The 21,406-nt window shown below is 74.6% G+C and carries 22 protein-coding genes; 12 read left to right on the forward strand and 10 right to left on the reverse strand.

Annotated features, from left to right (window positions below; translation table 11 throughout):
• Positions 1 to 622: 622 nt before the first annotated feature.
• Positions 623 to 1,309: a hypothetical protein gene (locus AMPC_RS10850; protein WP_248340555.1), complete on the forward strand. Its 687-nt coding sequence runs from the start codon at positions 623 to 625 to the stop codon at positions 1,307 to 1,309.
• 84 nt (positions 1,310 to 1,393) lie between these two features.
• On the opposite strand, the gene AMPC_RS10855 is transcribed toward AMPC_RS10850, so the two are convergent.
• Entirely contained in the window at positions 1,394 to 1,777 is a 384-nt protein-coding gene (locus tag AMPC_RS10855) for a hypothetical protein (protein ID WP_248340557.1), read from the reverse strand.
• Positions 1,778 to 1,997: 220 nt separating this feature from the next.
• Positions 1,998 to 2,348 carry a nitrous oxide-stimulated promoter family protein gene (locus AMPC_RS10860; protein WP_248340558.1) on the reverse strand — a complete coding sequence of 117 codons (351 nt, stop codon included), beginning with the start codon at positions 2,346 to 2,348 and terminating at the stop codon, positions 1,998 to 2,000.
• A 117-nt stretch (positions 2,349 to 2,465) separates the two neighbouring features.
• On the opposite strand from AMPC_RS10860, the gene ftsY reads away from it, so the two are divergent.
• The 4 genes from ftsY (at position 2,466) to AMPC_RS10880 (ending at position 6,875) form a co-directional block, all read left to right on the forward strand.
• Positions 2,466 to 3,848 carry a signal recognition particle-docking protein FtsY gene (gene ftsY / locus AMPC_RS10865; RefSeq protein WP_404800649.1) on the forward strand — a complete coding sequence of 461 codons (1,383 nt, stop codon included), beginning with the start codon at positions 2,466 to 2,468 and terminating at the stop codon, positions 3,846 to 3,848.
• Between the two features lie 49 nt (positions 3,849 to 3,897).
• Positions 3,898 to 5,535: a Na/Pi cotransporter family protein gene (locus AMPC_RS10870; protein WP_248340561.1), complete on the forward strand. Its 1,638-nt coding sequence runs from the start codon at positions 3,898 to 3,900 to the stop codon at positions 5,533 to 5,535.
• A complete protein-coding gene (locus tag AMPC_RS10875) occupies positions 5,532 to 6,242 on the forward strand; it encodes an HAD family hydrolase (RefSeq protein WP_248340563.1) in 711 nt (236 codons plus the stop codon). The genes AMPC_RS10870 and AMPC_RS10875 overlap by 4 nt, the downstream gene beginning before the upstream one ends.
• Positions 6,243 to 6,344: 102 nt before the next feature.
• Positions 6,345 to 6,875 carry a GNAT family N-acetyltransferase gene (locus AMPC_RS10880; RefSeq protein ID WP_248340565.1) on the forward strand — a complete coding sequence of 177 codons (531 nt, stop codon included), beginning with the start codon at positions 6,345 to 6,347 and terminating at the stop codon, positions 6,873 to 6,875.
• A 13-nt stretch (positions 6,876 to 6,888) separates the two neighbouring features.
• On the opposite strand, the gene AMPC_RS10885 is transcribed toward AMPC_RS10880, so the two are convergent.
• The 8 genes from AMPC_RS10885 to AMPC_RS10920 form a co-directional block, all read right to left on the reverse strand.
• Complete coding sequence (locus AMPC_RS10885; protein WP_248340567.1) at positions 6,889 to 8,400, reverse strand: cellulose synthase family protein; 1,512 nt, start codon at positions 8,398 to 8,400, stop codon at positions 6,889 to 6,891.
• A 288-nt stretch (positions 8,401 to 8,688) separates the two neighbouring features.
• On the reverse strand, positions 8,689 to 9,999 hold the full coding sequence (locus AMPC_RS10890; RefSeq protein WP_248340569.1) for a S41 family peptidase: 1,311 nt from the start codon (positions 9,997 to 9,999) through the stop codon (positions 8,689 to 8,691).
• Positions 10,000 to 10,008: 9 nt separating this feature from the next.
• Positions 10,009 to 11,112: a murein hydrolase activator EnvC family protein gene (locus AMPC_RS10895; protein ID WP_248340571.1), complete on the reverse strand. Its 1,104-nt coding sequence runs from the start codon at positions 11,110 to 11,112 to the stop codon at positions 10,009 to 10,011.
• Positions 11,109 to 11,993, reverse strand: a complete 885-nt coding sequence (locus AMPC_RS10900) for a cell division protein FtsX (protein WP_248340573.1) — start codon at positions 11,991 to 11,993, stop codon at positions 11,109 to 11,111. The genes AMPC_RS10895 and AMPC_RS10900 overlap by 4 nt, the downstream gene beginning before the upstream one ends.
• Positions 11,993 to 12,679, reverse strand: a complete 687-nt coding sequence (gene ftsE, locus AMPC_RS10905; protein WP_248340574.1) for a cell division ATP-binding protein FtsE — start codon at positions 12,677 to 12,679, stop codon at positions 11,993 to 11,995. The genes AMPC_RS10900 and ftsE overlap by 1 nt, the downstream gene beginning before the upstream one ends.
• Before the next feature lie 3 nt (positions 12,680 to 12,682).
• Positions 12,683 to 13,579, reverse strand: coding sequence for a hypothetical protein (locus tag AMPC_RS10910; RefSeq protein ID WP_248340576.1), 897 nt, complete (start codon positions 13,577 to 13,579; stop codon positions 12,683 to 12,685).
• 80 nt (positions 13,580 to 13,659) lie between these two features.
• Complete coding sequence (gene murI / locus AMPC_RS10915) at positions 13,660 to 14,442, reverse strand: glutamate racemase (RefSeq protein WP_248340578.1); 783 nt, start codon at positions 14,440 to 14,442, stop codon at positions 13,660 to 13,662.
• Between the two features lie 56 nt (positions 14,443 to 14,498).
• Entirely contained in the window at positions 14,499 to 15,245 is a 747-nt protein-coding gene (locus AMPC_RS10920) for a hypothetical protein (protein WP_248340580.1), read from the reverse strand.
• Positions 15,246 to 15,491: 246 nt separating this feature from the next.
• Here AMPC_RS10920 and tolQ point away from each other — a divergent pair, with 246 nt between their 5' ends.
• The 7 genes from tolQ to AMPC_RS10955 all read left to right on the forward strand — a co-directional run bounded on the left by tolQ (position 15,492) and on the right by AMPC_RS10955 (position 21,200).
• The gene (gene tolQ, locus AMPC_RS10925; protein WP_248340582.1) at positions 15,492 to 16,238 is read left to right on the forward strand and encodes a protein TolQ; all 747 of its coding nucleotides are present in this window, start codon (positions 15,492 to 15,494) and stop codon (positions 16,236 to 16,238) included.
• 30 nt (positions 16,239 to 16,268) lie between these two features.
• Positions 16,269 to 16,724 (forward strand): ExbD/TolR family protein, encoded by a 456-nt coding sequence (locus AMPC_RS10930; protein WP_248340584.1) that lies wholly within the window; start codon positions 16,269 to 16,271, stop codon positions 16,722 to 16,724.
• On the forward strand, positions 16,725 to 17,564 hold the full coding sequence (locus AMPC_RS10935) for an energy transducer TonB (protein WP_248340586.1): 840 nt from the start codon (positions 16,725 to 16,727) through the stop codon (positions 17,562 to 17,564).
• Between the two features lie 27 nt (positions 17,565 to 17,591).
• Entirely contained in the window at positions 17,592 to 18,887 is a 1,296-nt protein-coding gene (gene tolB, locus AMPC_RS10940; protein ID WP_248340588.1) for a Tol-Pal system beta propeller repeat protein TolB, read from the forward strand.
• On the forward strand, positions 18,884 to 19,831 hold the full coding sequence (locus tag AMPC_RS10945) for a Ppx/GppA phosphatase family protein (protein WP_248340590.1): 948 nt from the start codon (positions 18,884 to 18,886) through the stop codon (positions 19,829 to 19,831). The genes tolB and AMPC_RS10945 overlap by 4 nt, the downstream gene beginning before the upstream one ends.
• A gap of 136 nt (positions 19,832 to 19,967) precedes the next feature.
• Complete coding sequence (locus tag AMPC_RS10950; protein ID WP_248346302.1) at positions 19,968 to 20,492, forward strand: class I SAM-dependent methyltransferase; 525 nt, start codon at positions 19,968 to 19,970, stop codon at positions 20,490 to 20,492.
• A gap of 30 nt (positions 20,493 to 20,522) precedes the next feature.
• Positions 20,523 to 21,200, forward strand: a complete 678-nt coding sequence (locus AMPC_RS10955) for an MtnX-like HAD-IB family phosphatase (protein WP_248340592.1) — start codon at positions 20,523 to 20,525, stop codon at positions 21,198 to 21,200.
• Positions 21,201 to 21,406: the final 206 nt, after the last annotated feature.

Raw genomic sequence — 21,406 nt, forward strand, 5'->3', positions numbered from 1 at the left:
TCCGCGCCGGCTGGGCTCGACACGGCCGGTCCGCGCAGGCTGGGGTCGAGCGAGGGCGCGCCTGCGGAACTCCGCCGCCCGGCGCCTTGCGCCGGTCGTCGTCGGGCAGTCCTCGGCGCGCTCACGAGGCACGACTGGCGCGGCCCGGCACACGAGGGACTCATGGCGGCGCTCCGCAAGGCGCCCTCCGCCCACCCCGGCGCTTCGCTCCGCAGCCGTGATGGCGGGCGGGGCTCGACCGCGGCGGCGGGCGGCGACGGGGGCGTTCCGCAGCGCCGGTGTCGATTGCGGGCCAGGGCGGTGGAGCGCGCGGCGCGGGTCGGACAAAGGCCCGGAGGCCGCCGGTCCCGGCGACGTTCTAGCGTGGGCGGCCATCCGCGCGAGGAGAGGACCGGCAGAGTCCAAAGGTGAGGGTCCGCCGTTTCAAGTCGGGGGGAACGCGGTCCTGGATCGTTCGTAGGAGGAAGCCGTGCGCGCGAGGACCCCCGCTCGCCCCACGAGTTCCGCACCAGGAACCGCTGGCCGCCTCCAGCGCGAGGGTCCGCCAATTCAAGAGCAAGATTCGACGGACCGCCCCAAGTGAACCTGAACGTCTGTTCCGTGTTTGTGGCATGATGCACTCATGCCCTCGCGCTCGCACCGCACCCGCCGTTCCCGCCAGGCCGAGCTCGCCTTTCGCTCCCACGGCGGCGCGCGGCGCGGCGCCGGGCGCAAGCCGAAGAACGGGGTGAAGGCGGGTGCCTCCCACGCCGTGCGCGCCGAGCTCTCCCCGCGCCACCCCGTCCACCTGACGCTCCGGCCGAGAGCCGGCGTCTGGAACCTGCGCAGCCGCCGGGCCTTCCGCGTCATCGGTCGCGCGCTGCTCGGGCTCGCCTCGGCACGGCGCGACTTCCGGGTGGTCCACTTCTCGGTCCAGGGAAATCACCTGCACCTCCTCGCGGAGGTCCAGGGCAAGTCGGCGCTCACCGAGGGCGCGCGCTCGCTCGCGGTCCGGCTCGCCATGGGCCTGAACCGGCTCATGGGCACCCGCGGCCAGGTCTTCGACGACCGCTACCACGCCCACGTGCTCCGGACGCCGGCGGAGGTGAAGCGCGCCCTCGCCTACGTCCTCGGCAACTTCGCCTCGCACGCGCGGCGCCGGGGCGAGCCGCTGCCGCCCGGGTTCGTGGACCCGTTCTCGTCGGCGGCGTTCCGGTGCTGTGGCGAGGAGGACGCGGCGGGAGCGGCCTGGGGCCCACCGCGCTGGTTCGGCGGCCTCGAGCGGCTGGTGGCGCCGCCGCGGACGTGGTTGCTGCGAACTCAGGCGTGAGGCACTCCGCGGCCCGGCCGCCATGAGAGCGCCGCCGAGCGTTCTCGAGAAACGCCGCCGACGTTCGGCCTCCCCCCGCCCGCCTCACCGCACCGGCCCCTCGAGCGGCGCCATGCTGCAGCGGGTGCCGATGTCGGGGTGGCGCCGGGCCACGTAGTCGTACCGCTCGGCCGTGGTCCCGGTGACCCCGTCGTACAGGGGCGAGCCGCCGGCGTACGGCGTGCCCACCGGGTCCCCGAACTCGTTGAGGCCGCGCCGCGCCAGCTCGAGGTCGAGGCAACGCGCCCGCTCGCCGCGCCAGGTCGAGCCGGGGATCACGGGAGCGACCGGCGGCTGATCGGGCGAGCCGCCGATCGGCCGCGGCAGCACCGCGGCCGAGGGGGGCTGGTCACCCGACCCGGGCGCGGGGCCACCGGCATGGCCGCAGGCGGCCAGCAGCAACAGGGTTCCCAGAGCTCGCCCGCGCATCGCGCCCCCCTCCCTCGCGGCGGCATGCGTCGCCGCCCGCCCCTGCTCATGTGCGGCGCGCGGCCGCAGCGCCAGCGGGAGAGTCGGGAGGCCGCGGGGAGCTCCTGGCCGCCCCTCCCCCGCCCTCCCCGCCCGAGCGGGGAGGGAGTGCAGCGGGTGACTCGGGGTTCCCCTCTCCCTCGGAGCGGAGGAGGCGGTGAGACGCGGGGCCCGCGAGCGGCTACCCCTTCTTCTTCCGCTCCGGTGCCTCGCGGCGGCCGTCGAGGAGGTGACGCACCGCGAGCCAGGGGTGGCGCGTGAGCATCCGCGGCCCCGCCCAGCGCATCACCTCGCGGACCTTCTCGCGGGTCTCGGGCTTGTAGCAGTGGATGGGGCACTTGGCGCAGGCGGGCTTCTCGTCGCCGTAGGGGCAGTTGCCGAGCCGGGCCGCGGCGTAGTCGAGGAGCTCGCGGCACGCGCCGCACGGCCCTCCGGCGCCGGGGGCGTGGTGCGCGGCGCACCAGAGCTCGAACATCTTCTCGATGGTCCGGAGCTCGCGCGAGAGGCGGGGCGAGGCGAGGGAGTTCTTCATGCGGCCGCGCAGGGTCGCAAAACGCCCCCCGCCGCGCAAGGGACGGCGCCCTCCTTCGTTGACACCTCCCCGCGCCAAACCCTATATCCTGCCGTTTTCCGGAGGTTCTCCCGGGTGATCCCCCTGCGCGCACATCCCGTCCTCGCCCTCACCACCGCCGACGCGGCCGGCATCGCCGTCCTCGTCGCGCTGGTCGCCCTCATCGTCCTCGCCGCGATCCGGCTGGCGCGCAAGAAGCGCGAGGCGGCGCCGCCGGCCGCCCGCGGCGGCGAGCTGCCGCCCCGGACCACCCCGCCCGTCCCCGCGCCTCCCCGCCCCGCCGAGAAGGTCCGGCCGGCCGAGAAGGCCCGGCCCGAGCTCAAGCGGCTCTCGCCGGAGGAGCGCGCCGCCGAGGAGGCGCGGCGCAAGGAGGAGTACCGGCGGCGCAAGGAGGAGGAGCGGGCCGAGAAGGAGCGGCGGCGGCTCGCCCGCGAGGAGGAGGCCCGGCGCGCCGAGGAGGAGCGGCAGCGGCTCCTGCGCGAGGCGGAGGAGGCGAAGGCCCGCGCCGCCGAGGAGGAGCGGCGCCGCGTCGAGGCCGAGGCCGGCAAGACCCTCGCCGCCGGGCTCGAGAAGACCCGCGGCGGCTTCATGTCCCGCCTCAACGCCCTCTTCGGCGGCGAGCGGCCGGTGGACGACGGCGTGCTCGCCGACCTCGAGGAGGTGCTCTTCACCGCCGACATCGGCGTGAAGACCGCCACCCGGCTCCTCGAGACGGCGCGCGAGCGGGTGCGCAAGAAGGAGCTCTCCGACCCGGCGAAGCTCAAGGCCGCCCTGCGCGAGGAGATCGCCCGCATCGTCTCGCTCGACGGCCGGCTCGACGCGGGCGAGGAGCTCGCCATCGGGGCGCAGCGGCCGTTCGTGGTGATGGTGGTCGGCGTCAACGGCGCCGGCAAGACCACCACCATCGGCAAGCTCGCCGCCAAGGTCCAGGCGCGCGGCCACTCCGTGCTGCTCGGGGCCGGCGACACCTTCCGCGCCGCGGCCGGCGAGCAGCTCGAGATCTGGGCCGAGCGCGTGGGCGCCCCGGTGGTGCGCGGCAAGGAGGGCTCCGATCCGGCCAGCGTCTGCTTCGAGGCGGCGAAGAAGGGGGCCGAGGGCGGCGTGGACGTGGTCATCTGCGACACCGCCGGCCGGCTCCACACCAAGGCGCCGCTCATGGAGGAGCTGAAGAAGGTGAAGCGGGTGATCGACAAGGCGGTGCCCGGCGCGCCGCACGAGGTGCTCCTCGTGCTCGACGCCACCAACGGGCAGAACGCCATCGCCCAGGCCCGCCAGTTCCACGAGGCGCTCGGCGTGACCGGCATCGTCCTCACCAAGCTCGACGGCACCGCCAAGGGCGGCGTGGTGATCGGGATCTGCGACGAGCTGGGGCTGCCGGTCCGGTACGTCGGCGTCGGCGAGAAGGTCGCCGACCTGCGGCCGTTCTCGCCCCGCGAGTTCGTGGAGGCGCTGTTCGCGTGACGGCCCGCCCCCCGCCCGCCGCGGGCGGACCGGCCCGGAAGGGAGGCGCGTGAGCCTCCTCGACGTCAGCGTCCTGCTGGGCGGCCTCGCCGTCTTCCTCCACGGCCTCGCGCTCACCCGCGAGGGGCTGCAGATCATGGCCGGCGAGAAGCTGCGGACGGTGCTCTTCGCGCTCACGCGCAACCGGCTCCTCGGCCTCGTCTCCGGCGCCATGGTCACCACCGTGGTGCAGTCGTCCACGGCGACCACCGCGATGCTGGTGGGGTTCGCCGGCAGCGCGCTCCTCACCCTCCCCCAGGCGATGGCGGTGGTGCTCGGCGCCGACGTCGGCACCACCCTCACCGTGCAGCTCCTCAGCTTCCGCGTCGCCACCTGGTCGCTCGCGCTCGTGGCGGCCGGCTTCGGGATCCGCTTCACCTCCCGGAAGCGGCGGAACCGCTACATGGGGCAGGCGCTGCTCGGGCTCGGGCTCCTCTTCTACGGCATGAAGCTCATGGGCGACGCCACGCTGCCCCTGCGCGCCTCCCCCGCCTTCGCCGAGGCGCTCCAGTACCTCGCCGGGCGCCCCTTCGCCGGCCTCGCCGCGGCGGCGGTGGTCACGGTGATGATGCAGGGCTCCGCCCCCACCATCGGGCTCCTCATCGCCATGGCCGGCGCGGGCAGCATGCACGTGACCGCGGCCCTGCCGATGGTGCTCGGGGCCAACGTCGGCACCACCCTCACCCCCATCGTCGCCGCCGCCGGCGCGCCCGCCGAGGGGAAGCGCGTCGCCTTCGCGCACGGCGTGTTCAAGGTGGTCGGCGTGGCGCTCTGGCTCCCCTTCCTCGGGCCCCTGCAGCGGCTGGTGGCGCTCCTGGGCGGCCCCGAGGCGCGCCAGATCGCGAACGCCCACACGCTCTTCAACGTGGTGAACGCGCTGCTCTTCCTCCCCTTCGTCGGGGCCGGCGCGGCGCTCATCACCCGCTACTACCGCCCGGAGGAGGAGCGGGCGCCGTTCCGGCCGCGCTACCTCGACCCGCGCGCCCTCGAGAGCCCGGCGCTCGCCTTCGGCAACGCGCAGCGCGAGTTCCTGCGCATGGCGGACCTCGTCGGCGACATGGTGAAGGACTGCCTGCGGCCGTTCGAGCAGAACGACCTCGACCTCGCGGCCGAGATCGAGGCGCGCGACGACCAGGTGGACATCCTCGATCGCGAGATCCGCTTCTACCTCGCGAAGCTCGGCGCCGAGGAGGCGATGACCCCCGAGCAGACGCAGCGCCAGCTCGAGCTCATCAGCCTCTCGAGCGACCTCGAGAACGTGGGGGACGTGGTGAACCGGAACATCCTCGCGCTGGCCCGCAGGAAGGCGGCCCACGGGCTCGCCTTCAGCCAGCCCGGCTGGGCGGAGATCCGCGGCTTCCACGAGAAGGTCTGCGAGAACTACGACCTCGCCACGGTGGCCTTCTCCGCCGGGGACGAGGAGCTCGCGCGCAAGGTCCTCCGCCACCGGCTGGCGATCGTGGAGATCGAGGCCCAGCTCAAGGAGCAGCACATCGGCCGGCTCGCCCAGGGGCTCCGGGAGTCCATCGAGACCTCGAGCATGCACCTCGACCTGCTCTCCTTCCTGCGGCGCATCAACGGGCTCGTGGGGAACCTGGCCCAGGCGGTGGTGGAGCGGCGGCAGCAGCCGGCGGAGGGGACGCCGTGAAGCGGGTGCTGCTCTTCGACATCGACGGGACGCTCGTCTCGACCGGCGCCGGCCGCCGCGCGCTGGAGCGCTCGCTCGGGGATCACCTCGGGGCGGCGCGGGCGCTCGCGCCCGGCGAGACCTGGCTCGCGGGGATGCGGCTCGACGGCATGACCGACCGGCTCATCGTCCGGGAGGCGCTCCTGGCGCTCGGGCTCGCGTACGACGCGGCGCTCTGCGCCCGGGTGCTCGCGGGCTACGTGGCCCACCTGCGCGAGGAGATCCAGGGCCCCGGCTACCGCGTCCTCCCGGGCGTCGCGGCGCTCCTGCCGCGGCTCGCGGCGGCCGGCGCGCTCGTCGGGCTCTGCACCGGGAACCTGGCCGAGGGAGCGCGCGTGAAGCTCGCCCGCGGCGCGCTCGACCACCACTTCGGCTTCGAGCCGCCCGGCGTCTACGGGTTCGCCGAGGACGCCGAGGCGCGCGAGGAGATCGTCGCGGCGGCGCTCCGGCGGGCCTCGGCGCGGCTCGGCCGGACGGTGCGCCCGGAGGAGGCGCTGGTGGTGGGCGACACGCCCCGCGACGTCACCGCCGCGCGCGCCTGCGGCGTCGCCACGCTGGCGGTGGCCACCGGGCGGTTCACCGCGGCGGAGCTGCTCGAGGCGGGGGCGGCGCACGCGGTGGCGAGCCTCGACGCGCCCGAGGCGCTCCGGATCCTGCTCTGCGACTGAGGGCCCGGCGCCCCGGCCCGACCCCGCCCGACCCCGCCAGACCCGGCCAGACCCGGCCAGAGGGCTGAACCCGCGGCGCTCCTGCGGCATAATGGAGAAACCATGAACCTGAGCGAAGGCGCGGAGCAGGTGGAAGGCGGACTGCCCCTCGAGTGCCCCCGGCTGCACGCCGTGCCGGCCGGGCGATCGCACGCGAGCCAGATCCAGGCCTGCTTCGAGGGCGCGCCCGACTACTTCTCGCTCACCGAGGGCCAGCCCCCGGGCGGCGGCGCGGCGGAGCACCTGCTCGAGGACGCCGAGGCCGACGCGAACCGGCGCGTCTACCTGCTCGTGCCGCGCGTCGGCGGGCCGGCGGTGGGCGTGCTCGACCTGCACCTGCACTACCCCGAGCCCGGCACGGCCCACGTCGGGCTGCTCCTCTTCCGCGAGTCCTGCCAGGGGCTCGGCTACGGCAAGGAGACCGTCGCCGCCGCGGAGCAGGCCCTGGCCGAGGCCGGCTTCGACGCGCTCCGGCTCTCGGTGGTGGACGAGAACGTGGAGGCGAAGGCGTTCTGGGAGCGGCTCGGGTTCGGCGAGGCGGGCCGCCTCGACCGCGGCGTGACGGTCTACGAGAAGCGGCTCCAGGCCGACTAGGAGCCGCTCCGGCTCACGCCCCCGGCTCGACGTCCGGCTGCGCCTGCATGAGGCCGAGCCGCGCCCAGAGGTCGCGGGTGCCCTCGAGCAGGCTCTTCAGGCCGACGTAGCCGTACCCGGCCTGGAACAGGAACAGGAAGGGCAGCGAGTAGTACACGCCCCGGTCGATCACGAACAGGATGCCGTAGGTCATGTAGATGGCGAGCGAGAGCTCGACCACCGGCTGCCAGGTGATGGCGGCCTTGTAGCGCTTCTTCGCGACCGGCTCGCCGGCCTTCCTCACGCCGAGCTTGGGCGTGCGGGTGAAGCCGGTCTGGTGGCCGAGGAGCGCCTCCACGACGGCGCGGGCGTTGTTGACCGAGAGGCCGATGCCGAGCGCCATGAGGAACGGCAGGTACTTGAGCTGCTGCCACCGGGAGGCGCCGATCTCGCGCTGGCTCGCCACGTAGAACGAGCAGACCGACAGGGTGGCGGCGGCGAAGAACGGGATGTCGAGGAGCAGCACCTCGAACCAGCCGTGCGACACGCGGACGATGACCGAGATGGGCATCAGCACCGCGAGGGGGATCATGAGCAGGTAGGCGAAGTTGGCGGTCAGGTGGAAGAAGGCCTCCTTCTTCACCTGGAACGGCAGGTCGCTCGCGAAGATGCGCGGCAGGAGCTTGAGCGCGGTCTGGATGGAGCCCTTGGCCCAGCGGTGCTGCTGGCTCTTGAAGGCGTTCATCTCGACCGGGATCTCGGCCGGCGCCACCACCTGCGGCAGGAACACGAAGCGCCAGCCGGCGAGCTGCGCCCGGTAGGAGAGGTCGAGGTCCTCGGTGAGCGTGTCGTGCTGCCAGCCGCCCGCGCTCGCGATGGTCTCGCGCCGCCAGACGCCGGCGGTGCCGTTGAAGTTGAAGAAGCAGCCGGAGCGGTTGCGCGCCGTGTGCTCGATGACGAAGTGGCCGTCGAGGAAGATGCTCTGGGCCTGGGTCAGGGCCGAGTAGGAGCGGTTCAGGTGCTCCCAGCGGACCTGCACCATCCCGATGCCGGGGTCGGTGAAGAAGTGGACCGTCTTCTCGAGGAAGTCGGGCTCGGGCACGAAGTCGGCGTCGAAGACCGCCACGAACTCGCCCTTGGCGAGCTTCAGCCCGTTCTCGAGGGCGCCCGCCTTGAACCCCTGCCGGTTGGTCCGGTGGATGTAGGCGATGTCGATGCCCTGCTCGCGCCAGCGCTCGACGCAGCGGCGGGCGATCTCGCGGGTCTCGTCGATGGAGTCGTCGAGGACCTGGATCTCGAGGAGGTCGCGGGGATAGGCGATCTTGCAGACCGCCTCGACCAGCCGCTCCACCACGTACATCTCGTTGAAGATGGGGAGCTGGATGGTCACCCGGGGAAGGGCCTGGAACCGTCCCTGGGGCGTCGGCAGCTTGTACTTGTGCCGGTAGTACAGGTACGCCATGACGTACCGGTGCGAGCCGTACAGTGAGAGCACGAGCAGCACCGCGACATAGGCGACGACGACAGCAATCTCGAGTGGGTCCATCGTGGGGTTGTCCGCCGGCTGACGGGAGCGCGTATGGGCGCTCACCGACACCAATTTTCCGCGTCTCCCGTACGGCCGGGGGCTCACCCCCCTCCCCGGCCAAGAGCCGGGCGGACTATAGCCATTCCGACGTTGAAGTCAAAGCAAAACGCCCCCACTGCGAGAGGAAACAGCCCTCCTGGGAGGCCGGAATCATTGAAGAAAAGGCTCAATCGACGCGACCTGACCAGTTCGAGTGAACTGGGTCGGGACGGTCGGTGATATCGCGCGGCGGGCCCGCGCGGCCCGCTACTGACGCGCCGCGACGGGGCGCTGCCGGGCCGGGGCCGCGGCCTTGAAGATCTCCACCGCGCGCAGGTAGTCGAGCGCGGTGCGCAGCTGGTTGTCCTGCTCGGGCGAGCCCGCCCCGGGCGGCGGCGTCACGGCGGCGTCGTTCTTGAAGTGGCCCTTGAGGTCGCGCTCGCCCGGGAGCTCCTCGGCGCGCGCCGCCGGGGCGGTCTCCGGGACCACCACGTCGGGGGTGATGCCGAGCTCCTGGATCGAGCGGTGCTTGGGCGTGAAGTAGCGGGCGATGGTGAGCTTGATGCCCGAGCCGTCCTCGAGGTCGATGATGGTCTGCACCGAGCCCTTCCCGAAGGTCTGGGTGCCCATGATGACCGCCCGGCCGTGGTCCTGCAGCGCCCCGGCCACCACCTCGCTCGCGCTCGCCGAGCCCTTGTTGACGAGGACGATCATCGGGTAGGGCGGCTCGGTCCCCTTCTCGTGGGCCCGCTCCACCTCGGCGCTGCGCTTGTCGCGCCCCTCGGTGCTCACGATGACGCCGGAGGCGAGGAACCGGTCGGCCACCTTCACCGCCTGGTCGAGCAGGCCGCCCGGGTCGTTGCGCAGGTCGAGCACCAGGCCGCGGATCTCGCCCTTCAGCTCGGCCCGGGCGTCGTCGAGCGCCTTCTTGAGCGCGCGGTCGGTCCGGTCCTGGAACTGCTTCACCCGCACGTGCACCACGCCGCGCGCCGCGTCGATCACCTTCCACTCCACGCTCTGGGTGCGCACGTGGTCGCGCAGGAGCGTGAGGCTCTGGGGCGCCTGGAAGCCGTCCCGCATGATGTCGAGGGTCACCTTGCTGCCGGCCGGCCCCTTGAGGCGGCGGATCGCCTCCATCAGCTGCAGGTCGCGGGTGGGGGCGCCGTCGATCTTGACGATCCGGTCGCCCGGCTTGATGCCGGCGCGCTCGCCGGGGGAGTCGGACATGGGGGCGATCACGGTGAGCTGCTCGCCCTGGATGGTGAGCTCGATCCCGAGCCCGTCGAACTCGCCGGTGGTCTCGTCCTTCATGAGCTTCACCACCTCGGGCCGCATGAACTGCGAGTGCGGATCGAGCCGCCCCATCATCCCGTCGATGGCGGCGTAGGCGAGCTCCTTCTCCGGCACCGGCTCCACGTAGTTGTTCTCGATGTAGGCGAGCGCCTCGGAGAAGACGTCGAGCGGCCGGTAGCCGTCCTTCCGAGCCGCGCGGGCGGCGTGGTCGAAGCCGAGCCCGGCGACGAAGGCGACCGCGAGCAGCGCGGCGGTGAGGAGGGTGCGGACGGTCGTGCGGTGCATGCGCGCTCTCTACGGGAGGGAGATCCAGGCGCGCGGGTCGACCGGCCGGCCGCGCTCGCGGACCTCGAAGTACAGGAAGGGGCCCTGGTTGGACTCGGTGTCGCCGACCGTGCCGAGGAGCGCCCCCTGGGCGACCTCCTCGCCGGTGGCGGTGCTCATGGAGGCGAGGTGGGCCACGAGCGTGTGGTACCCCTCGCCGTGATCGACGATGACGAGGTTGCCGTAGCCCTTGAACCAGCCGGCCCAGGCCACCCGGCCGGCGGCGACCGCCCGCACCGGAGCCCCGGCGGGCGCGCGCAGGTCCACGCCCTTGTGCAGCGTCACGGTGTTGAAGGTGGGCTCCACCACCTTGCCGTAACCGAGGGCCAGGGTCCCGTCCACCGGCGGAGGGAGCCGCCCCCGGAGGGCGCGGAACCCGCGGGCCCCGGCGCCGGCCCGCGCCGGCAGGGCGCCGATGAAGCGGGCCAGCCGGGCCTCCTGCTCGGCGGCCTCCCGGGCGGCCTGCTCGTGCCGGGCGCGCTCCTGCGAGAGGCTGGCGAGCAGCGTCTGCCGCTCGGCGCGGAGCCGCTCCGCCTCGGCGCGCCGGGCCGCCACCTCCGCGGAGAGCGCCCCGAGCCGCGAGGACTCCGCCTCGCTGCGCCGCCGCGAGGCCTCGGCCGCGGCCACGGCGTCGTGCGAGGCGCGCAGCAGGGCGAGGTCGCCGGCCAGGATCCGCTCGAACAGGTAGCGGCGCTTCACCAGCTCCGCGAGCGACGGGGCGGCGGCGAGCACGCGCAGCTCGCCCATCCGGCCCATCCGCGCCCGGGCCGCGAGCCGGGGGCGGAGCCCCTCCACCTGGGCGGAGAGGGCGCGCTCGGCCCCGGCCTGCTCGGCGCGGGCGCGCGCCAGCGCCGGCTCGGCCGCCGCGCGGGCCGCCTCCAGCCGGGCCGCCTCGGCCTCGGCCCGCTCCAGCGCCGCGTCGGCGGCGGCGAGCGAGGCGCGCGCGCTCCGCTCCTCCCCCCGCAGCCGGCGCGCCGCGGCCTCCTCGGCCGCCTTGCGGGCGCGGGCGGCGTCGAGGTCGCTCGGGCCGCCCTGCCCGGCGGCGAGCGCGAGGGCGAGGAGCGCGGCGATCATTCCATCCGCCGGAGGAAGCGGCTCACCGCCACGGCGCTGGCCACGAGCCCGAGGAGCGCGCCGCCGAGCCAGAGCCCGGCGAGCAGCGACAGCGGCAGCACGTCGGCGCGGCGCAGGTGCGCCGCGAGCGCGACCGCGCCGTGCAGCCGGGGCGCGAGCGCGGCGTAGAGCGCGAGGAGCGAGAGCGTGGCGAGCCCGGCGCCGATGAGCCCCTGCAAGAGCCCCTCGATGAGGAAGGGCAGCTCCACGAAGGCGTTGGTGGCGCCCACGAGCTTCATGATCTCGATCTCGTCGCGCCGGGCGTACACGCCGAGCCGCAGCGTGTTGGCGACGAGCACCGCCGCCGCCACCGAGAGCACGCCGAAGAGCACCGCGCCCACCTGGCGCAGCCGCCGGAGCAGCTTCTCGAGCCGGTCGAGCCAGGCGTTCCCGAAGTCCACGTCGGTCGCGCCGGGCACCGCCTTGAGCCGCGCCGCGAGCTGCTCGGCCTGGTCCACGCTCGCGCCCGGCGCGCGCACCTCGATGGACGCCGGGAGCGTCGCCTCGCCCACGCCGTCGAGGAGCTTGCGCTCGTCGCCGAGCGAGCCCGCGAGCCGCTCCAGCGCCTCGCGCGAGGTGACCGCCTCGATCTGGGCGCCCGGCGCGAGCCGCCCGGCGGCGGCCGCCGCCTGGTCGAGGTCGGCCCCCGGCTGCAGGTACACGCTCACCTGCACGTCGCCGCCCCAGGCGGTGAGGAGCCGCTCCGCGCTCTGCAGGGCGCCCGCGAACAGGCCGGTCAGGAACACGGCCACGAAGATGGTCGCGGTGGCCACCAGCGTGACGAAGGGCGTCCGCCGCATGGCGTCGAGCGCGCGCCGGAAGAAGTAGAGGAGCGGGTACATCAGCGGGCCGCCGCCTTCGGCGCGAGCTCGCCGTCGAAGGCCACCCGGCCCGCCTCGAGGGCCACCACCCGGTGCCGGTAGCGCTCGAGCAGGCTCCGGTCGTGGGTGGCGACGAGCACGGTCGTGCCGCGCCGGTTGGCGCCCGAGAGCAGGTCCATCACCTCGAGCGTCATGTCGGGGTCGAGGTTGCCGGTCGGCTCGTCGGCGAGGAGCATGGGCGGATCGGCGACGAGCGCGCGGGCCACCGCGACCCGCTGCTGCTCGCCGCCGGAGAGCGAGAGCGGGAACTTGTCGGCCTTCCCGGCGAGCCCCACCTGCTCCAGCACCGCGAGCGAGCGGCGCCGCACCTCCCGCGGCGAGAAGGCGCGCACCTCCAGCGGGAACCCGACGTTCTCGAGCACCGTCCGCTGCGGGAGCAGCTTGAAGTCCTGGAACACGAACCCCATGTTCCGCCGGATCACCGGGACGGAGGTGTCGCGGATGCGCGCCACGTTCCGGCCGAAGATGAGGAGCTGCCCGCTCGTGATCTGCTCGGCGCAGAGCACGAGCTTGAGGAGCGTGGACTTGCCCGCGCCGGAGGGGCCGGTGAGGAAGACGAACTCGCCCTTGTCGATGTCGAGGCTCACGTCGGCCAGCGCCGGCGCCTCGCCGGCGTACTGCTTGTAGACGTGGAAGAGCTGGATCATCGGTCAGGGGGCCTTCTTCAGGTCCTCGGCCAGGTACGAGAGGATCACCTCGTCGAGGCTCTTCTCGCTGATGAGGTCCTCGCCGAAGAGGCTCGTGCTGCGCGGCGGCGAGGGGGGTGGCGGAGCGGCCGGCGCGCGCGGAGGGGGCGGCGGCGCCGGGCGCGGGGCGGGTCGAGGCGGCGGGGCGACGCGGGGCGCGACCGGCGGCGGCGCGGCGGCGCGGGCGGGGCGGCCCGGGGGAGCGGGACGCGGCGGGGGGCGCGCGACGTTCCGGGGCTGCCCGCCCGGCGGGGTGGGCGGCGCGGCGCGGGGCGCGAGGGGCGGCGCGCGCGCAGCGGGGGGCGCGGGGCGCGCAGCGGGAGGAGGCGGGGCCGCCGCCCGGGGCGGCGCCGCGGGGTGCCTGGCGCTCGCGACGGCGGCCGCGGCCGCGGCGGCGGTCGGGAACGCGGCCGGGCTCGCGGCGGGGAGCTTCGGCGCGGGCGGCGCCTCGTGGACCGGCTCGGCAGGGGCGGCTTCCGGGGCTGGCCGGGCGGCCGCCGCCAGGGCTGGAGCTTCCGGGGTCGGCTCGGCGGCCGGCGCGGTGTCAGCCGCCTCGGGATGGAGCTCGCCGGGCTGGAACACGACGGCCTGCCGGGTCATCCGCTCGACCAGCGCGTCGTAGGCGCCCTTCACGAGGCCGCGGAGGAGCTCCTTGTGCTGCGCCTCCATGAGCGCGCGCACCCGCTGCTCCAGGTCGTCGCCCGGCGCGAGGTCGGCGTAGCCGGTCCGCTTGCTGGCGACCACGTTGCCGCCGAGGAACAGGTGGGTCACCACGACCGGGTTGGACGCGCCACAGTCCTCCGTCTGGACGTGGAACGCCCTGCCCTGGTGCTGCACCGTGTGATTGAAGCCGGTGACCATCCGCCCTCGCCCCGCTCGAGACGGGAAGAGTAACGGGCCGCCCGGGGTGCCGTCCAGACGCCGGCCGGCCGGAAAAGCGCCTAGACGTCCACGTGTTCGGCCCGGCTGACCGTCCGGCCGAGGAAGCGCCCGGCGACCCCGAGGAAGCGCTCCGGGGTGTCGGTGACGAAGAACTGGTGGTCGGCCGGGCGGGCCGGGTCGGTGGCGCCGACGAGCGCCCCCACCTCGGCGGCGATCGCCTCGGCGCTGTCCACGAGCGCCACCCCGGGCAGCTCCCGGGCGATGGCTCCCCGGAGCAGCGGGTAGTGGGTGCAGCCGAGCACGAGCGTGTCCACGCCGGCCTCCGCGAGCGGCGCGAGGTAGCGACGGGCCACGAGCCGCACCACCTCGTCCTCCGGGTCGGTCCAGCCCTCCTCGGCGAGCGGCACGAAGAGCGGGCAGGCGCGCGCGGTCACGGTCGAGCCGGGGCTCGCCTGGGCGATGGCCTGCTGGTAGGCGCCGCTCGCGATGGTGCTCTGCGTCCCGATGACGCCGATGCGGCCGCCGCGGGTGGCCCGCGCCGCCGCCCGCGCGCCCGGCTCGACCACCCCGAGCACGGGGAGGTGCAGCGACTCGCGCAGCGCCGGCAGCGCCAGCGCCGAGGCGGTGTTGCAGGCGACCACGAGCAGGTCGATGCCGCGCGACGCGAGGAACCGGGCGTTCCGGAGCGAGTAGTGCGTCACCACGTCGCCCGACTTGGTGCCGTACGGCAGCCGGGCCGTGTCGCCGAGGTAGACGGTGTCGAGCCCGGGGAGCCGCTCGAGGATGGCGCGGTGGACCGTGAGGCCGCCCACGCCGGAGTCGAAGATGCCGATGCGTGCCATGGGAGTCGCGCATCCTACTCCAAGGGCTACGGACCGGTGCGGCCGTCCGTTCGGGCTCAGCGCACGCAGCCGCTCGCCGACGGCAGCAAGTTGAAGTCCAGGGCCACCCCGAGGTGCGAGAGCGGCTGCTCGCAGACCTCATAGACCGACTGCGGCGCCCCGCCCACGAGCGTCACCGCCTGCAGGTGCCCGAGGGTGTAGTTGCCGAGCGGCAGGTCGCGCGTGAGCAGGCCGAAGCTGTTCGGGTCGCAGGCGACGCCGGTCGCGGCCGTCGCGTCGACCTGCACGTTGTTGGCGTCGTAGATGGCGTAGTTGATGCCGGTGATCGGGGTGCCGTCGGCGGCGACGCAGCGCTGCACGCCGTCGAGCGTGTAGTAGATCGGGATGCTCTGCGGCGAGAGCGCGTCGAGGGTCACGTCGCGCGAGTTGTCGGGCCCGCCGTGGACGCCGATGGTCCCGGTCTGCTCGTACACCAGCGCGCCGCTCCGGTAGCCGCGGATGGTGAAGTCGTAGGTCCCCGCGCGGAAGTTCGAGACCGTGATGCCCGGCACCCGCTGCGACCCGGCCTCGCAGGAGGGGTTCCCGCTCGCGTCCTGCACCTGGAACACGTGACCCGCGAAGGTGACGTCCACCTCGTCCACGACCGCGTCGGAGCAGCCGGTGTTGGTCCGGCCGAAGTCGCCGTGCTGCGTGCCGGAGGCGTCGCGGAAGTTCCAGTAGAAGGTGACGTCCCCGTAACTGGCGCTGCTGGAGCACCCGGCGAGGACGACGAGGGAGGCGGCGAGCAGGGCGGTGGTCTTCATGTCGTCCTCACTGGTGAGCAACGGCCGTGCCACGCGGGGAAGACGGCCGGCCCTCGCATTTGTTCAACCCGGCGAGCGCCCGGATGTCGCTCGCCCGCCACGCCGTGGCTCCCGCGCACGGCCCCACGATCCGAGAGAAAAGCCCTCGCCGGACGAATAGGAGTGGGGGGCTCGCCCGCCTGCACCAAAATGGACGCCCCCTGGGTCGCGTGCTAAAAAATCAACTTCTTCAACCCCTTGCGTGACATGAGCCCTTTCGGACCCCCCTTCGCCGCACTGCGTCCTGTCTTCGGTGCCGCCGCCCGCGCGGGCGACCTCGACTACGTCGAGATCATCCGCAACTCCGGGCCGGTGGTCATGGCCGTGCTCCTCGTCCTGCTGGCCGCCTCCGTCGTCTCCTGGGCCATCATCTTCAAGAAGTGGCTCCGGCTGCGGCAGGCGCAGGTGCAGTCGCTCGAGTTCCTGGACGCCTTCTGGCAGTCGCGGCGGCTCGACTCGATCTACCAGAAGGCCGAGAACCTCTCGGCGAGCCCGGTGAGCCAGGTCTTCCGGGCCGGCTACGTCGAGCTCTCCAAGGTGACCGCCAAGAAGGGCGGCGAGGGCGAGAGCCCGCTCGTCGATCAGATGGGCGGCATCGAGAACGTCGAGCGCGCGCTCAAGCGGGCGGCGATGTCCGAGGTGACCGCGCTCGAGGCCACCATCCCCTTCCTCGGCACCACCGCGTCGGCCGCCCCGTTCATCGGGCTCTTCGGCACGGTCTGGGGGATCATGCGGGCCTTCAACGACATCTACCAGATGGGCAACGCCAACCTCGCCACCGTGGCGAAGCCGATCTCCGAGGCGCTCATCGCCACCGCCTTCGGCCTCTTCGCGGCCATCCCGGCGGTGGTCTTCTACAACTACTTCGTCTCGCGGATCCGGGTGCTCGACAGCGAGATGACCAACTTCTCGAACGACTTCCTGAACATCGTTCGCCGCACCTTCTTTGCGTAGCGCCCGGGCCTCCCTCCTTCACGAACAGCCATGGCCCTCGGAACCAGCGGCTCCGGCCGACAGACGCTCACGGAGATCAACGTCACGCCGCTCGTGGACGTGATGCTGGTGCTCCTCATCATCTTCATGGTCACCGCGCCGCTCATCCAGCAGGGCGTCGAGGTGAAGCTGCCGCAGGCGAAGGCCCCGCCGGTCAAGGCCGACGAGGCGGCGCTGGTGCTCTCGGTGCGGTCCGACAAGAGCATCTGGCTCGGCGAGGGGAAGGACGCCGTGCAGCTCACGCTCCCCACGCTCGAGGAGAAGCTCTCCGCCAACTCCCGCGTGGCGCGCGAGAAGGAGCTCTACCTCATGGCCGATCGCGGGCTCCCGTACGGCTTCGTGGTCGAGGTGATGGCGGCGGTGCAGCGCGCCGGCGTGCAGAACCTCGGCATGATCACGAGCCCCGCGCCGGGCGAGGAGGCCGGGGGCTCGGGGGCGGCGCCGTAGATGGAGCACGCGGCCACACCGCTGCTGGTCCGGCGCGAGAAGCTCGGGGGCGTCCTGCTCCTTTCGCTCGCCGTGCACGCCGGGCTCATCACCTGGGCCCTCTACCACCGGCCCGCGCCGGTGCTCGACGTGCGCCGGCAGGTCATCGCCGCCAAGCTCGTGCGCCGCGGTCCGGAGCGCCCCAAGAACTGGCTGCCCTCGAAGCCGACCGAGTCGCGGGCCGCCGCGCCCGCCCCCGCCCCCGCCCCGCCGAGCCCGGCGCCCGCCCCGGCCGCGCCGCCGGCGCAGGCCCACGCCAAGCCGGCGCCGCCCGCCCCCGCGCCGCCGCCCCCGGCCCGGCCGGTCCCCGGCCAGAAGCCGCCGCCGCGCGTGGCGCAGGCCCAACCCTCGCGCCCCGCGCCCGGGCGCACCGCGCCGGCGGCCGGCGGTGGCGCCGCCGGGATCGGCGGGGTGATGGACCGGATGCGGCGCGGCCTCATCGCCGAGCGGCGGGACGAGCCGGCCTGGGGCAACCCCAACGGCAGCGACGAGGGCACCTCCGACACCGGCCAGGAGGGCGACCTCTACGCCGGGCTGGTGGAGCAGCGGCTCCGGGAGGTCTACCACCTGCCGAGCACCATCTCGGAGCGCGACCGGCTCCACCTCTTCGCCACCGTGGTCCTCTACATCCAGCCCGACGGGCGGATCCTGCGCTACGCCTTCGAGCAGCGCAGCGGCAACTCGAGCTTCGACGACGCGCTCCAGCGCGCCATCGGCAACGCCCGCCTCCCCGCGCCGCCGGTCGAGCAGCGGCGCGAGTACCAGACCGTCGGCCTCGCCGTCACCTTCCGCGCGCACTGACCCGCGCGCCCACGCGAAAGAGCCCGCATGACCCGACTGTCGCTCCTCCTGGCGCTCCTCCCCGCCGTCGCCCTCGCGCAGCCCCCGCAGCAGCGGCCGCACATCGAGATCGACCGGCCCGACTTCAAGCCGCTGCCGCTCGCGGTGGCGCCCTTCAAGGCCGACACCGACGCCCTCGCCGCCGCGACCGAGGTGAACGCCACGCTGCGCGGCGACCTCGGCCTGACCGGGCTCTTCGAGCTCCTCGACCCGAGGAGCTTCCTCGCCGATCCGTCGGAGGGGCTCACCGCCCCGAGCATCCGGTTCCAGCGCTGGATCGACGTCGGCGCCGACGGCCTCGTGAAGGGCGCCGTGCGCGCCGCGGGCGGCCAGGTCTCGGGCGAGCTCCACCTCTTCGAGGTCCGGGGCGGCCGCGAGGGGCTGTCGGTCACGCGCACCGCGCCGGGCCCGCGCGCCCTGGCCCACCTGCTCGCCGACGAGATCGTGCGGTACTACACCGGCGAGCCGGGCGTGTTCGGCACCCGCATCGCCGCCATCCGCAAGGTGAAGGGCGCCCGGGAGCTGGTCCTCTTCGACGTGGACGGCAAGGACCCGCAGGTGCTGCTGCGCGATCCCTCGCTGGCGATGCTCCCCGCCTGGCGCCCCGACGGGCGCGCCCTCCTCTTCACGAGCTACCGGGGCGGCAAGCCCGAGCTCTGGACGGTGGACGTCTCCACCCGCGCGGTGAAGCGCGTCGCCTCGGTGGGCGAGCTCGCCACCGGGGGCGCCTTCTCCCCCGACGGCCGCCTCCTCGCCTTCGCCGCGTCCGAGGCCGGCAACTCCGACATCTGGGTGGCGAACGCCGACGGCTCGAACCCGCGCCGGCTCACCCACGACCCCGCCACCGACACCTCGCCCACCTGGTCGCCCGACGGCCGCCGCATCGCCTTCGTCTCCACCCGCGCCGGAAACCCGCACCTGTACGTGATGAACGCCGACGGCTCCGGCCAGCGCCGCCTCACCTTCAAGGGCACCTACAACCAGACCCCGCGCTGGAGCCCGCGCGGCGACCTCATCGCCTTCACCGGCCGCGACGAGCGCAAGGTCTTCGACGTGTTCCTGGTGAACCCCGACGACGGCAACGACATCCGCCGCGTCACCCAGGACCAGGGCTTCACCAACGAGGAGCCGACCTGGGCGCCCAGCGGGCGGATGCTCGCGTTCACCAGCGACCGGAACGGCCGGCCGCAGCTGGTGATCTCCACCGCCGACGGGAACCACCAGAAGGTGGTCACGGCCGATCCGGGCGAGCTGCAGACGCCGGCCTGGGGCCCGCTGCCGTGAGCGACCGCGCCGCCGCCATCGACGTCGGGACCAACACCGTCCTGCTCCTCGTCGCCGAGCGGCGGGAGGACGGCACCTTCGCGCCGCTGGTGGAGCGGGCCGAGATCACGCGGCTCGGGCGCGGCGTGGACCGGACCGGCCGGCTCGACCCGGCCGCCATCCGCGACACCGTGACGGTGGTCGCGGCCTACGCCGCCGAGGCGCGCGCGCTCGGGGCCGCGCGCATCGCCTGCGTGGCCACCAGCGCGGCCCGCGACGCCGCCAACAGCGCCGAGTTCTTCGACGCCGCCCGCGACCAGGCCGGCCTCGTGCCGGAGGTGATCAGCGGCGACGAGGAGGCGCGGCTCGTCTACGCGAGCGCCTGGCGCGACTTCGGGATCCTCCCGGGCGCCGCGCCCGGCCCGCTCGCGGTGGTGGACGTGGGCGGCGGCTCCACCGAGGTCACCTTCGGCGACGGCCCGCTCCCGCGCGGGCGCCAGAGCCTGCAGGTGGGCGCGGTCCGGCTCACCGAGCGGCACGTGCGCGCCGACCCGCTCCCGCCGGCGGAGGCTCGGGCGCTCCGGGAGGCCGCGGCGGAGGCGATGCGGCCGCTCGCGCCCTGGCGCGGCGTGGGCGCGGCGCCCGGCGCGCGGCTCGTCGGCGTCGCCGGCACGGTCACCACGCTGTCGGCGGTCTCGCAGGGGATCGCCCAGTACGACGCCGGGCGCGTGCACGGCGCGGCCCTCTCGCTCGCCGAGGTGGAGCGGCTCTACGCGCTCCTCGCCGGCCTCACCGTGGCCGAGCGGGCGCGGCTCCCGGGCATGGAGCCGAAGCGGGCCGACGTGATCGTGGGCGGGTGCGCGGTGGTGGCCGAGTCGATGCGGGCGCTCGGCTTCGACCGGCTCACCGTCTCGGATCGCGGCGTGCGCTGGGGGCTGCTCTACGACCGGGCGGATCGCGGCTAGCGCGCTCGGCGCGGCGCGGGCCCTGGCCCGCCGCGTCGCCTTCGGGCCGGCGGCGCCGATCTACGAGCGCCTCACCGACAGCGCCCCCTGGCGCGCCGACTGCCGCGCCCTGGCGGCGCTCCTGCCGCCGGGCCGGATCCTCGACCTCGGCGTCGGCCCCGGCACCTCCGCGGTGGAGATGGCCCGGGCCGCGCCCGGCCGGCGCTTCGTCGGCCTCGACCGGGCCTTCGAGATGCTCCCCCGCGCCCGGCGCCGCGCCGCGCGGGCCGGGGTGGTCCTGCCGCTCCTGCGCGCCGACGCCCTCGCCCTCCCCTTCCGCGCGGCGAGCTTCGACGGCGCCGCCGGCCACAGCGTGCTCTACCTCCTCCCCGACGCGGCGCGGGCGCTCGCCGAGCTGCGCCGGGTGCTGCGCCCGGGCGGGCGGCTGGCGCTGCTCGAGCCGCGCGCGACGCGCGGCGACCTCCTCGCGGCCGGCCGCGACGGGCTGCGGTTCGGCGCGTCGATGGCGCTCTGGCGCGTCATGTCCGGCCTCCACGGGCGCTACGCCGAGGCGGCGCTCGAGCGGCTGCTCGCCGAGGCCGGGTTCGTCGAGGTCTCGGCGCGGCCGGTGCTGCGCGGCTTCGGCGTGGTGGCGACCGGCGCCGCGCCGCCCGCGGGTTGACCCGCCCGGACGCGCCCCGTACAAACGGGCATGACCGAGCCCACCCCCGCGCGCCCCGACCGGTGGGCCATCCTCTGCGACTTCGACGGCACCGCCGTCATGGAGGACATCGGCGACCGGGTGGCCATCCGCTTCGCCGGCCACGACCTCTGGCGCCGCGAGTGCGACGCCTACCTGGCCGGCGCGTTCAGCTTCTCCGCGCTCCTCGGCCGGATCTTCGAGCCCATCACCGCGAGCGCCGAGGAGATCGCCGCCTTCGCCCGCCAGGTGGCCGTGCTGCGGCCCGGCTTCGAGCGCTTCGTCGCCGCGGCGCGCGACGCCGGGCGGCCCTTCATCGTCTGCTCGGCCGGGCTCGACGTCTACATCGGCCCGGTGCTGGAGCGGCTCGCCCCCGAGCTGCGGGAGTACCTGAAGCTCCGCTCCAACCACGCCACCTGCTCGCCGGAGGGGATGAAGATCTCCTTCCACGCCGGCTTCGAGGGGTGCGGGCGCTGCGGCTTCTGCAAGGGCGCGGTGGCGCGGGCGCTCCAGGCGGAGGGCTACCGGGTGGTGCTCTGCGGCGACGGCACCGCCGATCGCTGCGCCGCGGCCGCCGCCGACCTCGTGTTCGCGCGCGGGAAGCTGGTGCGGTACTGCGGCGCGGAGAGGATCCCCTGCATCCCCTTCGAGACGTTCGACGAGGTGCTGGCGCGGTTCCCGCCGGGCTGACTGGTCGCCCCTCCCCAGCCCTCCCCGCCCGAGCGGGGAGGGAGCGCAGCGCAGCAGCAGGCGCGGTGATCGCAGGAGGGGGCCCCGCGAAGCGGGGGAGGGGCGCAGCCCCTCGGGCCGGGCGAGCTTCGCGAAGCGAAACGCAAGGGACCCGGCGAGCGGAGGGTGGGGCCCCGACGGCTCCGCCGGCGGGGCGGGACAGCATG

The organism is Anaeromyxobacter paludicola (genome assembly GCF_023169965.1).
Lineage (GTDB): Bacteria > Myxococcota > Myxococcia > Myxococcales > Anaeromyxobacteraceae > Anaeromyxobacter_B > Anaeromyxobacter_B paludicola.